General features: G+C 67.6%; 13 protein-coding genes. 5 read left to right on the top strand and 8 right to left on the bottom strand.

Translation table 11 applies throughout. The features are described 5' to 3' along the window. Window positions 1-76: 76 nt before the first annotated feature. Together mnmA and gcvA are read right to left on the bottom strand one after the other, a co-directional pair. Window positions 77-1,195: a tRNA 2-thiouridine(34) synthase MnmA gene (gene mnmA, locus AC1HFW_RS02235; RefSeq protein ID WP_006393795.1), complete on the bottom strand. Its 1,119-nt coding sequence runs from the start codon at window positions 1,193-1,195 to the stop codon at window positions 77-79. 12 nt (window positions 1,196-1,207) lie between these two features. Beyond that, window positions 1,208-2,128, bottom strand: a complete 921-nt coding sequence (gene gcvA / locus AC1HFW_RS02230) for a transcriptional regulator GcvA (protein WP_006393794.1) — start codon at window positions 2,126-2,128, stop codon at window positions 1,208-1,210. 189 nt (window positions 2,129-2,317) lie between these two features. Here gcvA and AC1HFW_RS02225 point away from each other — a divergent pair, with 189 nt between their 5' ends. The 5 genes from AC1HFW_RS02225 (at window position 2,318) to AC1HFW_RS02205 (ending at window position 7,312) form a co-directional block, all read left to right on the top strand. After that, window positions 2,318-3,307, top strand: coding sequence for a Bug family tripartite tricarboxylate transporter substrate binding protein (locus AC1HFW_RS02225; RefSeq protein ID WP_006393793.1), 990 nt, complete (start codon window positions 2,318-2,320; stop codon window positions 3,305-3,307). Between the two features lie 70 nt (window positions 3,308-3,377). After that, window positions 3,378-4,253: an N-formylglutamate amidohydrolase gene (locus AC1HFW_RS02220; RefSeq protein WP_104021567.1), complete on the top strand. Its 876-nt coding sequence runs from the start codon at window positions 3,378-3,380 to the stop codon at window positions 4,251-4,253. 182 nt (window positions 4,254-4,435) lie between these two features. Next, the gene (locus AC1HFW_RS02215; RefSeq protein ID WP_061072029.1) at window positions 4,436-5,554 is read left to right on the top strand and encodes a Re/Si-specific NAD(P)(+) transhydrogenase subunit alpha; all 1,119 of its coding nucleotides are present in this window, start codon (window positions 4,436-4,438) and stop codon (window positions 5,552-5,554) included. A gap of 4 nt (window positions 5,555-5,558) precedes the next feature. Next, complete coding sequence (locus AC1HFW_RS02210) at window positions 5,559-5,876, top strand: NAD(P) transhydrogenase subunit alpha part 2 (protein ID WP_006393790.1); 318 nt, start codon at window positions 5,559-5,561, stop codon at window positions 5,874-5,876. Then, window positions 5,873-7,312, top strand: a complete 1,440-nt coding sequence (locus tag AC1HFW_RS02205; protein WP_006393789.1) for an NAD(P)(+) transhydrogenase (Re/Si-specific) subunit beta — start codon at window positions 5,873-5,875, stop codon at window positions 7,310-7,312. Before AC1HFW_RS02210 ends, AC1HFW_RS02205 begins: the two co-directional genes overlap by 4 nt. Window positions 7,313-7,406: 94 nt before the next feature. Here AC1HFW_RS02205 and glcF read toward each other — a convergent pair whose 3' ends face one another. The 6 genes from glcF to AC1HFW_RS02175 all read right to left on the bottom strand — a co-directional run bounded on the left by glcF (window position 7,407) and on the right by AC1HFW_RS02175 (window position 14,346). Continuing rightward, window positions 7,407-8,636: a glycolate oxidase subunit GlcF gene (gene glcF / locus AC1HFW_RS02200; RefSeq protein WP_479281607.1), complete on the bottom strand. Its 1,230-nt coding sequence runs from the start codon at window positions 8,634-8,636 to the stop codon at window positions 7,407-7,409. A gap of 5 nt (window positions 8,637-8,641) precedes the next feature. Next, complete coding sequence (glcE, locus tag AC1HFW_RS02195; RefSeq protein WP_479281606.1) at window positions 8,642-9,745, bottom strand: glycolate oxidase subunit GlcE; 1,104 nt, start codon at window positions 9,743-9,745, stop codon at window positions 8,642-8,644. Window positions 9,746-9,757: 12 nt separating this feature from the next. After that, entirely contained in the window at window positions 9,758-11,257 is a 1,500-nt protein-coding gene (locus AC1HFW_RS02190; RefSeq protein ID WP_006393786.1) for an FAD-linked oxidase C-terminal domain-containing protein, read from the bottom strand. Window positions 11,258-11,525: 268 nt separating this feature from the next. Continuing rightward, window positions 11,526-12,935 carry an FAD-binding oxidoreductase gene (locus AC1HFW_RS02185; RefSeq protein ID WP_479281605.1) on the bottom strand — a complete coding sequence of 470 codons (1,410 nt, stop codon included), beginning with the start codon at window positions 12,933-12,935 and terminating at the stop codon, window positions 11,526-11,528. 99 nt (window positions 12,936-13,034) lie between these two features. After that, window positions 13,035-14,144 (bottom strand): 3-deoxy-7-phosphoheptulonate synthase AroG, encoded by a 1,110-nt coding sequence (gene aroG, locus AC1HFW_RS02180; RefSeq protein WP_061072032.1) that lies wholly within the window; start codon window positions 14,142-14,144, stop codon window positions 13,035-13,037. 13 nt (window positions 14,145-14,157) lie between these two features. Next, entirely contained in the window at window positions 14,158-14,346 is a 189-nt protein-coding gene (locus tag AC1HFW_RS02175) for a hypothetical protein (protein ID WP_146075465.1), read from the bottom strand. Between the last annotated feature and the right edge of the window lie 19 nt (window positions 14,347-14,365).

The raw sequence follows: 14,365 nt of genomic DNA, 5'->3' as shown, positions 1-14,365 counted from the left end.
CCCGCGAACGCGACGCCCGCGGGGCCTGGCTGGAACTGCTATCGGTATCGCAACGGCCCGTCGCGGGCCGGATTGCCTAGACGATGATGCCGCCGCCCAGGCAGATATCGCCATCGTAAAGCACCGCCGATTGCCCGGGCGTGACCGCCCATTGCGGCTCGCTGAAGTCGAGCGTGAAGCCCGCGGTGGTCGCGTCGCCCAGGCGGCAGGCGGCATCGGCCTGGCGATAGCGCGTCTTGGCGCCGTATTCCCCCGCGGCCGGCGCGTGCCCGGCCACCCAGCTGACGTCCTGCGCCCGCAGCGAGCCGGACAACAGCCAGGGATGGTCATGCCCCTGCACCACGTAGAGCACGTTGCGCTCGAGGTCCTTGCGCGCCACGTACCAGGCCTCGGCCGTGCCGTCTTCGCGCTGGCGGCCCTTCACGCCGCCCACGCCCAGGCCCTTGCGCTGGCCCAGCGTGTAGAACGACAGGCCCTCGTGGCGCCCGACCTTCTGCCCCTCGGGCGTCAGGATCGGACCCGGCTCGGTCGGCAGGTAGCGGTTCAGGAACTCGCGGAACGGCCGCTCGCCAATGAAGCAGATACCGGTCGAATCCTTCTTGGCGGCGTTGTGCAGGCCGATCTCGTGCGCGATGCGGCGCACCTCGGTCTTGTGGATCTCGCCCAGCGGGAACAGGGTGCGCGACAGCTGCGCCTGGTTCAGGCGGTGCAGGAAATAGCTCTGGTCCTTGGAACCGTCCAGCGCTTTGAGCAGCTCGAAGCGCGAGCCGCCGCCCTCGGCCGCCACTTCGCGCACGCGGGCGTAGTGGCCGGTGGCGATGTGTTCGGCGCCCAGCGCCATGGCGTGGTCGAGGAAGGCCTTGAACTTGATCTCGGCGTTGCACAGCACGTCCGGATTGGGCGTGCGGCCGGCGGAGTATTCGCGCAGGAATTCCGCGAACACGCGGTCCTTGTATTCGGCGGCGAAATTGACGTATTCGAATTCCACGCCCACCAGATCGGCCACGCTGGCCGCGTCCAGCAGGTCCTGCCGGGTGGAGCAGTATTCGGAATCGTCGTCGTCTTCCCAGTTCTTCATGAACAGGCCGACGACCTCGTAGCCTTGCTGCTTGAGCAGCCAGGCGGTGACCGAAGAATCGACCCCGCCGGACATGCCGACGACAACGCGGCCCTTCTTGGTGGATATTTGACTCATGATGATGCCATTTTACTGTGGGCTGGCCGGGTCCCGCGGCTGCGGCTCGGCCGCCCGCGAGACTTCCATCAGCCAGGTCCGGAACGCCTGCAGGGTGGGCAGGTTGGCCTTCTGGTCCGGGTAGCACAGGTAGTAGCCCATGCGCGCGCGGATCGGCAGCTGCATCGCCACCGCCAGCTTGCCGTCGCGCAGTTCGTCCTCGATCAGGCAGCGCGGGATCAGCGCCACGCCGAAACCGGCCGCGGCCGCCTGCGACAGCAGCGCGTACTGGTCGAAGCGCGCCCCTTCCAGGCTGCGCCGGCTGTCGCAGCCGGCCTGCTCGAACCAGTCGCGCCAGCCTTCGAGGGCCGAGGTGTGGTGCAGCAGGGGATAGGCCAGCAGGTCCGCCGGCACGCTACAGCCGCCCGGAATCAGGCGCGGGCTGCAGACCGGCAGGATCTCGCGGCCGACGATGTAGTCGGCGCCGCTGCCCGGCCAGATGCCTTCGCCGAAACGGACGGCGGCGTCCAGCTCGGGCGAGGAAAAGTCATAGCCCTGGCGGTGCGGCAGGAATTCCACGTGGATATCGGGCCGCAGGCGCATGAAGGCCGTCAGGCGCGGGATCAGCCAGCGCGCACCGAAGGTCGGCATACAGGTCAGGTTGAGCGTGCCGCCCTGCCCCTGGTGCGCGATCAGCTCGACCGTGGCCGCCTCGATCTGGCCCAGCCCCGCCTGCACCTTGGTCAGATAGCCGCGGCCGGCCTCGGTCAGGACCAGGCCTTGCCTGATGCGCAGGAATAGTTCGACGCCGACGAACTCTTCCAGGTGTTTCACTTGCTTACTCACCGCGCCCTGCGTGACGCACAGTTCCTGGGCGGCGCGGGTAAAGCTGCTATGCCTGGCGGCGACTTCGAACGCCTGCAGGTCGGTGAGCGAGGGACAGAACCGTCTCATGGGAAAGCGCCTCGATACCGGGTTTTCCGGGCGAGGAGTTACAAAAAGAAACCCCGCCGCAAAAGAGGCATGAAAAAAAGTCATAGCTTAAGGAGAAACTTTCGTTTGTGCAAACTGGCCTTGCACGAAAGAATCTTCCTGTTTGCGTCTGCCTTTTGCGCATCCGCGTTCCAATTCATAGGGGAATTCATGCAACGCCGTAATGTAGTCCTAGGCCTCTGTGTCGCCGCCGCGACCCTGGCCACGCCGCTGACCTCGAGCATCGCCCATGCCGAAGACGCCTACCCGAGCAAGCCGATCCGCCTGATCGTGCCGTTCCCGCCCGGCGGCACCACCGACATCGTCGGCCGCCTGTTCGCCGACAAGCTCGGCAAGGAACTGAACCAGACCGTCGTGGTGGAAAACCGCGGCGGCGCCGGCGGCTCGATCGGCAGCGCCTTCGTCGCCAGCAGCGCCCCCGACGGCTACACCCTGGGCATCGCCACCGTCAGCACGCACGGCATCAACCCGGCCATCTACCCGAACCTGCCGTTCGATGGCGAGAAGGACTTCACGCCGGTCTCGAACCTGGCCGCCGTCCCGAACATCATGACCATCAACCCGAAGGTGCAGGCCAAGGACATGGCCGAGTTCATCAAGCTGGCCAAGAGCCAGCCGGGCAAGCTGACGTACGCCTCGGCCGGCAACGGCTCGGTCTCGCACATGATGGGCGAGCTGTTCAAGATGGCCTCGGGCACCGACCTGATGCACGTGCCGTACCGCGGCGTGGGCCCGGCCCTGAACGACGCGCTGGCCGGCCAGGTCGACGTCATGTATGACAACCTGCCCTCGACCCTGCCGCACGTGCAGTCCGGCCGCCTGATCGCCATGGCCGTCGCCTCGCCCAAGCGCGTCGCCAGCCTGCCGAACGTGCCCACCTTCGCCGAAGTCGGCCTGCCCGCCGTCAACGACGCCTCGTGGTTCGGCCTGGTCGCCCCGGCCAAGCTGCCGGCCCCGATCCTGGCCAAGCTGAACGCCGCCGTGCAGAAGGTCAGCGCCGAAGCCGACGTCAAGTCGCGCCTGGAAGCGCTGGGCGCCGAACCGGCCGCCAACAGCCCCGAAGCGTTTGCCAAGCAGATCTCGGCCGAGATCGCCAAGAACAAGCGCATCGCCAAAGAAGCCAACGTGAAGATCGACTGAGCGATCTTCGGCCCCCGCCGCGCCCGCGCGGCGCGCGGGGGCCTCCGATTCACGAACGCACGACCCCTATATGCGAATTACCCAACCCCTGTCCTACCGGCTCGACCTTCCGCAGCAATATCCGAATTCGGCGCCCTCGGCCCCCCTCGTGCTGGACTCCCCGCACAGCGGCACCGCCTATCCGCCCGACTTCGCGCCCGCCGTCAATTTCGGCGCACTGCGCACCGCCGAGGACACCTGGGTTGACGATCTGTGGGGCGACGCCATCGACATGGGCGTGCCCATGATCGCCGCGAGCTTTCCGCGCGCCTACATCGATGCCAACCGCGCCCCCGACGAAATCGACGAACTGCTGCTGGACCAGTCCTGGCCCGGCGCGGTCAACGCCTCGCCCAAGGTCAAGCTGGGCAAGGGCCTGATCTGGCGCATGCTGGACGACGGCACGCCGCTGTACGACCGCACGCTGAGCGTCGCGGAAGTGACGCACCGCATCGAAGCCTGCTGGAAGCCGTACCACGCCGCGCTCGGCCAAGTGCTCGACAGCGCCCACCAGAAGTTCGGCAAGGTCTGGCACATCAACTGCCATTCGATGCCCAGCGTCGCCGGCGCCTACGCCACCGACCGCCCCGGCCTGGTCCACCCCGACTTCGTGCTGGGCGACCGCGACGGCAGCACCAGCGACCCGGCATTCCGCGAATTCATCGCGGCCTGGCTGCGCGAGCGCGGCTACAACGTGACGGTGAACGATCCCTACAAGGGCGTCGAACTGGTGCGCGCCTTCGGCCGCCCCGAAGAAGGCCGCCACAGCCTGCAGATCGAAATCAACCGCAAGCTCTACATGGACGAAGTCAGCCTGCGTCCGTCGGCCAACTACGGCCGCCTCAAGGCCGACCTGCGCGACCTGACCGCCGCGTTGATCGACTGGACTCGCGCGCAGACGGCCTGACGCCGGACGCCTGCGCGCCGGTGCCGGCCAGCAGCCCGTTGTCAGTCTGGCCGGTATGACCGGGGCGCGAGCCCCAAGCCCCATGGTTAACCCCATGGGGCTTTTCTTTTGGGCCGCGCGAACCTCGTCCCCCGGGCGTATATCCGTTATAACTACGGCGAACCTTCTGAGGAGAGGCGTCGATGCACATCGGGATACCAAGGGAAACCCGAGACGGGGAGACCCGTGTCGCAGCAACACCGGAGACCGTCAAGAAGTACGTAGGCGGCAAACACACCGTTGTCGTGGAGCGTGGCGCGGGCACCGCGGCACGCTATCTGGATGAAGCCTACGAGGCCGCCGGCGCCACGCTCGGCAGCGCCCAGGAGGCGTTGGGGGCGGAACTCGTGATGAAGGTTCGCGCGCCGTCTTCGGCCGAACTGCCGCACATGAAACCGGGCAGCGTGGTCATCGGCATGCTCGATCCCTTCGATGCCGACGGCCTGCAGCAGATGGCCGCCGTCGGATTGGTCGGATTCGCGCTGGAAGCCGCGCCGCGCATCACCCGCGCGCAAAGCCTGGACGTGCTGTCGTCGCAGGCCAACCTGGCCGGCTACAAGGCCGTGCTGCTGGCGGCCCACCATTACGGCCGCCTGATTCCCATGATGATGACCGCCGCCGGCACGCTCAAGGCCGCGCGCGCCGTGGTGCTGGGCACCGGCGTCGCCGGCCTGCAGGCCATCGCCACGGCCAAGCGCCTGGGCGCGGTGGTCGAGGCCTCCGACGTGCGGCCCGCCGCGCGCGAGCAGGTCGAATCGCTCGGCGCCAAGTTCATCGACGTGCCGTTCGAGACCGACGAGGAACGCGAGATCGCCCAGGGCGTGGGCGGCTATGCCCGCCCCATGCCGCCGGCCTGGATGGCGCGGCAGGCGGCGCTGGTGTCGGAACGCTGCAAGCAGGCCGACATCGTCGTCACCACCGCCCTCATCCCCGGGCGCCCCGCGCCCACGCTGGTGTCGGCCGAGACCGTCGCGGCCATGAAGCCCGGCTCGGTGCTGGTGGACCTGGCGGTCGAGCGCGGCGGCAACTGCCCCCTGTCCGAGAAAGGCAAGGTGGTCGAGAAACACGGCGTGACGCTGATCGGGCTGACCAACCTGCCCGGGCTGGTGGCGACCGACGCGTCGGCGCTCTACGCCCGCAACATCCTCGACTTCCTGAAACTCATCATCAATGCGGACGGCGCGCTGGCGATCCAGCGCGACGATGAAATCGTGGCGGCCTGCCTGGTGTGCGAAGGCGGCAATGTGACGCGCGGGAGCTAAAAGCATGGAAGCGATCAACCCCACCCTGATGAATCTCATCATCTTCGTGCTGGCCATCTACGTCGGCTACCACGTGGTCTGGAACGTCACGCCCGCGCTGCACACGCCGCTGATGGCGGTGACCAACGCGATCTCGGCCATCATCATCGTCGGCGCCATGCTGGCGGCGGCGCTGACCGAAGGCGGACTGGCGCGCGGCATGGGCGTGTTCGCCGTGGCGCTGGCCGCGGTCAACGTGTTCGGCGGCTTCCTGGTCACGCGGCGCATGCTGGAAATGTTCAAGAAAAAGGACAAGAAGCCGGCCAAGGAGGAAGCGAAATGATCTCGCTGAACCTCGTCACGCTGCTCTACCTGGTTGCCTCGGTCTGCTTCATCCAGGCGCTCAAGGGCCTGTCGCATCCCACCACCTCGCGCCTGGGCAACGCCTTCGGCATGGCCGGCATGGCGATCGCGGTGCTGACCACCGGCGCGCTCATCGTCGGCCTGGCGCGCTCGGGCACCGCCGGCATCGGGCTGGGCTGGGTGCTGCTGGGGCTCCTGGTCGGCGGCTCGATCGGCACGCTGATGGCCAAGCGCGTCGAAATGACCAAGATGCCCGAGCTGGTCGCCTTCATGCACAGCATGATCGGCCTGGCGGCGGTCGCCATCGCCGTGGCCGTGGTGGCCGAGCCGCACGCCTTCGGCATCGTCGCCGCCGGCACGCTGATCCCCACCGGCAACCGCTTCGAGCTGTTCATCGGCACCTTCGTCGGCGCCATCACCTTCTCGGGCTCGGTGATCGCCTTCGGCAAGCTGTCGGGCAAGTACAAGTTCCGGCTGTTCCAGGGCGCGCCGGTGGTGTTCGCCGGCCAGCACATGCTGAATTTGGCGCTGGCGCTGCTGATGCTGGCGATGGGCGTGTGGTTCATGCTGACGCAGGCGTGGACGCCCTTCATCATCATGACGCTGATCGCCTTCGTGCTGGGCGTGCTGATCATCATCCCGATCGGCGGCGCCGACATGCCCGTGGTGGTGTCGATGCTGAACAGCTATTCGGGCTGGGCGGCGGCGGGCATCGGCTTCTCGCTCAACAACCCGATGCTGATCATTGCCGGCTCGCTGGTGGGTTCGTCCGGCGCCATCCTCTCGTACATCATGTGCAAGGCGATGAATCGCTCGTTCTTCAACGTGATCCTGGGCGGCTTCGGCGGCCAGGCCGGCGAGGCCGCGGCGGCGGGCGGCGGCCAGCAGCGCAGCGTCAAGTCGGGCAGCCCCGACGACGCGGCGTTCCTGATGACCAACGCCGAAAGCGTCACCATCGTGCCGGGCTACGGCCTGGCGGTGGCGCGCGCCCAGCACGCGTTGAAGGAACTGGCCGAAAAGCTCACCGAGCGCGGCGTGACGGTCAAGTACGCCATCCATCCGGTCGCGGGCCGCATGCCCGGCCACATGAACGTGCTGCTGGCCGAGGCCGAGGTGCCCTACGACCAGGTCTTCGAGATGGAAGACATCAACAGCGAGTTCGGCCAGACCGACGTGGTGCTGGTGCTGGGCGCCAACGACGTGGTCAACCCGGCGGCCAAGAACGATCCCAAGTCGCCGATCGCCGGCATGCCGATCCTGGAAGCCTACAAGGCCCGCACCGTGATCGTGAACAAGCGCTCGATGGCCTCCGGCTACGCCGGCCTGGACAACGAACTGTTCTACATGGACCGCACCATGATGGTCTTCGGCGACGCCAAGAAGGTGCTGGAAGACATGGTCAAGGCCGTGGAGTGAAGCGCCGGCGCCGCGATGCGCGCGCATCGCGGCGTCCTTCCCTGGCGCGCTCGCGAGCGCGCTTCTACGCATCCCCGCTACGTCGCGGCCCGCCCTAGGCGCGGGCCAGCTGCTCGTCCACCACTTCGATCCAGTGCCGCACGGGCGTGCCGGTGCCGCTCTGCAAATGGCCGATGCAGCCGATGTTGGCCGACAGGATCACGTCCGGCGCGGCCGGGGCGATCGCGCCCAGCTTGCGGTCGCGCAGCGCCAGGGCGATCTCCGGGTTGAGCACCGAATAGGCGCCGGCCGAGCCGCAGCACAGGTGCTGTTCGGCGAATGGCTGCAGCTCGAAGCCCAGGTCCGCGAGCAACCGCTCCGACAAGGGCCGCAGGCCCTGCCAGTGCTGCAGCGTGCAGGGCGGATGGAACGCGGCCCGCATCGGGTTGCCCGCCAGCCGCTGGCGCAGTTCCCCGGCCTGCGGCGCGACGATTTCCGCCACGTCCTTCACCAGCGCCACGATGTCCGCGGCGCGCTGCGCGTAGGCCGGATCGTGGCGCAGGTGATGGGCGTATTCCTTGACCATGGCGCCGCAGCCCGACGCGTTCATGACGATGGCCTCGACCGCGCCGTCGCGCACCAGCGGCCACCACGCGTCCACATTGGCGCGCATCTGGTCCAGCGCGGCCGCCTGCGCATCCAGGTGGAAACTGGCCGCGCCGCAGCAACCCGCGCCGGGCGCGATGCGCGCGCCGATGCCGATGGCGTTGAGCACGCGGATGGTGGCGGCGTCGATCGACGGCATCATCGACGGCTGCACGCAACCGGCCAGCATCAGCACCTGCCGCGTGTGGCCTTCCACCTGCGGCAGCGCGCCGGCCGGACGCCGCTCGGGCACCTTGCGCTTGAGCGATTCCGGCAACACGCCGCGCACCGCCTGCCCCAGGCGCATGGCGGGTCCGAACAGCGGCGACAGCATCGCCCGGCGCAGCATCTTGCGCTTGGCCTTCTCGGCCCAGGGCCGCGGCACCCGCTCTTCGACGATCTGGCGGCCGATGTCCACCAGGTGCCCGTACTCCACGCCCGACGGGCAGGTGGTCTCGCAATTGCGGCAGGTCAGGCAGCGGTCCAGATGCTGCTGGGTCGACTGGGTCGGCTCGGCGCCTTCCAGCACCTGCTTGATGAGGTAGATGCGGCCGCTTGGGCTGTCGAGCTCGTCGCCCAGCACCTGGTAGGTGGGACAGGTGGCCGTGCAGAAGCCGCAATGCACGCAGCGCCGCAGGATCGCGTCGGCCTCTTTGCCCAGATCGGTATCGCGGGCCCAGGCTGCCAGATTGGTTTGCATGATGCCTATAGCTCCAGGACCAGCCGGCCGGGGTTGAACAACCCCGCCGGATCGAGTTCTTGCTTGAGGCGGCGCGTGATCAGCGCCACGCCCGGCGACAGCGGATGGAACACGCCATCGGCCGGCGGCCGCGTGCCGGCCGGACGGAACAGCGTCGCATGGCCGCCCAGCCGTTGCGCCAGTTCGCGCAGCTCGGCGGCGTCCTGCGCCCCCGACAGCCAGCGCTGGCCGCCGCCCCACTCCACCAGGGCCTGCCCGCTGCCCAGCGCGGCCGCGGTGGGCGGCAACGCCAGGCGCCAGAGCGGCCGGCCCGGCGCGAAGAAGGCATGGGTCTGTTCACGCAAACCGGTCCACCAGGCCTGCGCCGCATCCGGCGCCAGCGGATCGCCGCCGATCACCTGGCGCGCGCTGGTGATGGCCGGCGGCGCGCCCGACAGGCGCACATGCATCCGGCCTTCCTCGTCGGCGCCGCCGACCCAGCTGGTCGCCGAAATCGGCAGGGGCTTGCCGCGCCACAGCGCGAAACTGGCCAGCGCCTGGGCCTGCGTCGCCGGCAGCGCCAGCGTCAATTCTTCCATCGGCCTGGGCACGACCTTGAGCGACACTTCCAGGATCGCGCCGAAGATGCCGTGCGATCCGGCCAGCAGCCGCGACACGTCGTAGCCGGCCACGTTCTTCATGACCTCGCCGCCGAACGACAGCACCCGGCCGTCGGAATCCAGCAGCCGCGCTCCCAGCACGAAGTCACGCAAGGCGCCCGCGCTCATGCGGCGCGGCCCCGACAGGCCCGCGGCCACGCAGCCGCCGACGGTGGCGGCGGGCGAAAAATGCGGGGGTTCGAAGGCCAGCATCTGGCCGTGCTCGGCCAGCGCCGCCTCCAGTTCGGCCAACGGCGTGCCCGCCCTGACCGTCACCACCAGTTCGGACGGGTGATAGCTGACGATGCCGCGATACGGGGTCATGTCCAGCAGGCAATGGCCATCCTGCGGCGTCACCGGCCGGTAGTTGCCGTAGAACGCCTTGCTGCCGCCGCCCATGACGAACAGCGGCTTGTGACCGGCGCGAGCCGTCATGACCTGGTCGCACAATTCCGACAGGACGAAATCCATGAGAGGGACGTCCTAGAAGCGTGCGAGATCCGGGAAGCGCAGCTCGCCCGCGTGTACGTGCATCTTGCCGTATTCAGCGCAGCGGGCCAGCGTAGGTATGACCTTTTCGGGATTGAGCAGGCACGGCGGATCGAATGCCCGCTTGACCGCCAGGAACGCGTCGAGTTCTTCGCGAGAGAATTGCACGCACATTTGATTTATTTTCTCCATTCCCACACCGTGCTCTCCAGTCACGGTTCCTCCTACCTGCACGCACAGTTCGAGTATGGCCGCGCCGAATTTCTCGGCGCGTTCCACTTCGTCCGGTTTATTCGAATCGAACAGGATCAACGGATGCAGGTTGCCATCGCCCGCATGGAACACGTTGGCGCAGCGCAGGCCAAACTCGTCTTCCATTTGCTCGATGGCGCCCAGCACCCGGGCGAGATGACGGCGCGGAATCGTGCCGTCCATGCAGTAGTAATCGGGCGACACGCGCCCCGCGGCGGGAAACGCGTTCTTGCGTCCCGCCCAGAATTTGAGCCGCTCGGCCTCCGACGCCGACACCTGGCAGCGGGTCGAGCCCGCCGCGCGGAAGATGGCTTCCATGCGCGCGATCTCGTGCGCCACTTCCTCGGGCGTGCCATCGGACTCGCACAGCAGGATGGCTTGCGCGTCCATGTCGTAGCCGGCGCGCACGAAGGGCTCGACCATGTGCGTCGCGCGCCGGTCCATCATCTCCAGCCCGGCCGGAATGATGCCGTCGGCGATCACCTGCGTCACCGCATTGCCGGCGGCCTCGACGCTCGCGAAGCTGGCCATCACCACCTGGGCGCAGGCCGGCTTGGGGATCAGCTTGACAGTGACTTCGGTCACCACGCCCAGCATGCCTTCCGATCCGATGAACACCGACAGCAGATCCAGCCCCGGCGCATCCGGCGCCTCGGACCCGAGCTCGACCACGTCGCCGTCGATGGTGACCATGCGCACCCGCAGCACGTTGTGCACCGTCAGCCCGTACTTCAGGCAATGCACGCCGCCCGAATTCTCGGCGACGTTGCCGCCGATCGAACAGGCGATCTGGCTGGAGGGATCCGGCGCGTAGTACAGCCCGTAAGGCGATGCCGCTTCCGAAATGGCCAGGTTGCGCACGCCCGGCTCGACCACCGCGGTCGCGCTGGCCAGGTCGATGTGCTTGATGCGGTTGAATTTGGACAGGCCCAGCAGCACGCCCTGGCTGTGCGGCATGGCGCCGCCCGACAGGCCGGTGCCGGCGCCGCGCGCCACCAGCGGCGCATTCAGGCGCTTGCAGATGCGCATCACCGCCTGCACCTGCTCCTCGGTCTCCGGCAGGGCCACCACCGCGGGCAGCGCCCGGTACAAGGACAGGCCATCGCACTCGTAGGGCCGCGTGTCTTCTTCGCGGAACAACACGCAATGCGACGGCAGCGCGGCCGACAACGCCTCGACGAGTTGCTGCAACGAATAAGGCGCCTGCGCGTGTGCCAGGCCGGTTTCGACCAGTGAATTCATGAGCGCAACAATAGCGCGACCGCTGGTTGGACGCAGGCCGGGATTTACCCGCATCCTGCGTACATCCAACGGCCGCGCGACGGCGCAGACGTAACCAGCCGTAAAGCCCCTTCGCGCGGGATGGACAAGTGTGCGTCCGCTCGTGCGCCACCCTCATTCCCATCCGCTGGGAACGCTTGTCAGCCGCGCGGGTCCGCTTGTTCCTCCCGTCGAAAAAAAAGCCGGCGGGTCGCCCCGCCGGCTTTTTCGTCGCGCCCCTGCGGACGGCTTACCAGGACACGATCTTGCCCGGGTTGAGGATGTTGTTCGGATCGAACGCGTGCTTGAGACTGCGCATCAGATCCAGCGCGTCATCGCCGTGTTCCTCGGCCATGAACTGCATCTTGTGCAGGCCGACGCCGTGCTCGCCGGTGCAGGTGCCGTCGGCCGCGATGGCCCGGCGCACCAGGTTGTGGTTGATGGTCTCGGATTCCTGCCATTCGCGCTCGCTGTCGGCGTCCAGCAGCATCAGCACGTGGAAGTTGCCGTCGCCGACGTGGCCGACGATGGTGTACGGGAAGCTGGCGCGGTCCAGTTCCTCGACCGTGTCGCGCACGCAGTCGGCCAGGCGCGAGATCGGCACGCAGACGTCGGTGGTGCTGGCGCGGCATCCCGGGCGCAATTGCAAGCCGGCGAAATAGGCGTTGTGGCGCGCGGTCCACAGGCGGCTGCGGTCCTCGGGACGCTCGGCCCACTCGAAGTCCATGCCGCCGTGTTCGGCGGTGATGGCCTGCACGGTCTCGGCCTGTTCCTGCACGCCGGCCGGGCTGCCGTGGAATTCGAACACCAGCAGCGGCGTCTCGCGCAGCGTCAGCTTGCTGTGCAGGTTGACCGCGCGCACGCTGGCCGCGTCCATGAACTCGACGCGCGCGATCTGCACGCCCATCTGGATGATCTCGATCACGCTCTGCACCGCGGCGTCGAGCGTGGGGAAGTTGCAGACCGCGGCCGACACGGCCTCGGGCTGCGGGTACAGGCGCACGGTGACTTCGGTGATGATGCCCAGCGTGCCTTCGCTGCCCACGAAGATGCGGGTCAGGTCGTAGCCGGCCGACGACTTGCGGGCGCGGCCGGCGGTGCGCACGATGCGGCCGTCGGCGGTGACCACGGTCAGCGACATGACGTTCTCGCGCATGGTGCCGTAGCGCACGGCATTGGTGCCGGAGGCGCGCGTGGCGGCCATGCCGCCCAGGCTGGCGTCGGCGCCCGGATCGATCGGGAAGAACAGGCCGGTGCTGCGGATCTCTTCATTGAGCTGCTTGCGCAGCACGCCCGCCTGCACGGTGGCGGTCAGGTCTTCGGCGTTGACGGCCAGCACCTTGTTCATCTGCGACAGGTCCAGGCTGATGCCGCCCTGGATCGCCAGGATGTGGCCTTCCAGCGACGAACCCGCGCCGTACGGAATCAGCGGCACGCGGTGTTCGTTGCAGAGCTTGGCGACCTCGGCGACTTCCTCGGTGCTCTGGGCGAAGACCACGGCATCGGGCAGCATCGCCGGATACGGCGACTCGTCGCGGCCATGGTGCTCGCGCACCGCGGCGGATTCGGAGAAACGGTCGCCGAAACGGGCGCGCAGGGCCTCGAGACAGGCGGCCGGCACCGCGCGGCGCAACGATTCAGCGTGCAAGGGAGCGTTCATGATGAGCGGGTTCTCGGATGGGGGAATCCAACTATTCTACGCCGCCCGCCTTGCTGCGCCGCAAACCGCCCGCATGGGGGCGGCCCGCGGCCGGCACGCTTACTTGCCGGAGGTCAGCGCGACGCGGCGGCGTTCACGCACGGCGTGCGCCAGGCGCTCGAGCACGGCAACCGAAGCGTCCCAGTCGATGCAGCCGTCGGTGATGCTCTGGCCGTAGACCAGCGGTTCGCCCGGCACCATGTCCTGGCGGCCGCCCAGCAGATGGCTTTCGACCATCACGCCGACCAGGCGCGCGTCGCCGGCTTCCATCTGGCGCGCCACGTCCTCGATCACCAGCGGCTGGTTCTCGGGCTTCTTGCTGCTGTTGGCGTGGCTGGCGTCGATCATGATGCGTTGCGCCAGGCCGGCCTTGGACATGTCCTGGCAGGCCGCGTCGACGCTGGCGGCATCGTAGTTCGGCGTCTTGCCGCCGCGCAGGATGACGTGACAGTCTTCGTTGCCCGCGGTCGAGACGATGGCCGAATGCCCGCCCTTGGTCACCGACAGGAAATGGTGCGGCTGCGACGCCGCCTTGATCGCGTCCACGGCGATCTTCACATTGCCGTCCGTGCCGTTCTTGAAACCCACCGGACACGACAGGCCGGATGCCAGTTCGCGATGCACCTGGCTCTCCGTCGTGCGCGCGCCGATCGCCCCCCAGGAGACCAGGTCCGCGATGTATTGCGGCGTAATCATGTCCAGGAATTCGCACCCCGCCGGCAATCCCAGGCTGTTGATGTCCAGCAGCAGTTCGCGCGCCACGCGCACGCCCTTGTTGATGTCGAAGCTGCCGTCCAGGTCCGGATCGTTGATCAGCCCCTTCCAACCGACCGTGGTGCGGGGCTTCTCGAAATACACGCGCATCACGATTTCCAGGTCCGCGCTGAGGCGGTCGCGCACCGGCTTCAGGCGCTTGGCGTATTCGATCGCGGCGCGGGTGTCATGGATCGAACACGGGCCGATCACGACGATCATGCGGTCGTCCATGCCGTGCAGGATGCGGTGCATCGACTGGCGGGCGGCGAACACGGTGTCGGAAGCTTCCTTGGTGCACGCGAACTCACGCATGACGTGCGCGGGCGGATTCAGCTCTTTGATTTCTCGGATGCGAAGGTCGTCGGTATTGTGTGACACGGTACTGCTCCTGGGTTTCCCGCCACCGGGATGCATCCCGGGGTGTTCCTCAAGCTGACGGCACAAAAAAAGCCGCCAGTTCGCTGGCGGCTTTTTTGGGGGGATTCTTTCCAAACTTCAGATTGAGCGCTTCCCTTCCTCCGCCAGCGGCTTCAGAAAACCAAAAAAATAAAAATAAAAGGCGGGGGAAGCGAATTTCATGGGAAAAGACTCTAGCACAATTTTTTCGGGCCGTCACGCCGGTTTGCGACGCGGCA

It is taken from the genome of Achromobacter sp. ISS7 (assembly GCF_056523125.1).
This window is presented reverse-complemented; position numbering and strand designations above follow the sequence as displayed.

Excerpts from the sequence above, each read along its gene's own strand:
- mnmA (WP_006393795.1), bottom strand. The coding sequence starts at position 1,195 with ATGAGTCAAATATCCACCAAGAAGGGCCGCGTTGTCGTCGGCATGTCC.
- gcvA (WP_006393794.1), bottom strand. The coding sequence starts at position 2,128 with ATGAGACGGTTCTGTCCCTCGCTCACCGACCTGCAGGCGTTCGAAGTC.
- AC1HFW_RS02225 (WP_006393793.1), top strand. The coding sequence starts at position 2,318 with ATGCAACGCCGTAATGTAGTCCTAGGCCTCTGTGTCGCCGCCGCGACC.
- AC1HFW_RS02220 (WP_104021567.1), top strand. The coding sequence starts at position 3,378 with ATGCGAATTACCCAACCCCTGTCCTACCGGCTCGACCTTCCGCAGCAA.
- AC1HFW_RS02215 (WP_061072029.1), top strand. The coding sequence starts at position 4,436 with ATGCACATCGGGATACCAAGGGAAACCCGAGACGGGGAGACCCGTGTC.
- AC1HFW_RS02210 (WP_006393790.1), top strand. The coding sequence starts at position 5,559 with ATGGAAGCGATCAACCCCACCCTGATGAATCTCATCATCTTCGTGCTG.
- AC1HFW_RS02205 (WP_006393789.1), top strand. The coding sequence starts at position 5,873 with ATGATCTCGCTGAACCTCGTCACGCTGCTCTACCTGGTTGCCTCGGTC.
- glcF (WP_479281607.1), bottom strand. The coding sequence starts at position 8,636 with ATGCAAACCAATCTGGCAGCCTGGGCCCGCGATACCGATCTGGGCAAA.
- glcE (WP_479281606.1), bottom strand. The coding sequence starts at position 9,745 with ATGGATTTCGTCCTGTCGGAATTGTGCGACCAGGTCATGACGGCTCGC.
- AC1HFW_RS02190 (WP_006393786.1), bottom strand. The coding sequence starts at position 11,257 with ATGAATTCACTGGTCGAAACCGGCCTGGCACACGCGCAGGCGCCTTAT.
- AC1HFW_RS02185 (WP_479281605.1), bottom strand. The coding sequence starts at position 12,935 with ATGAACGCTCCCTTGCACGCTGAATCGTTGCGCCGCGCGGTGCCGGCC.
- aroG (WP_061072032.1), bottom strand. The coding sequence starts at position 14,144 with ATGCATCCCGGTGGCGGGAAACCCAGGAGCAGTACCGTGTCACACAAT.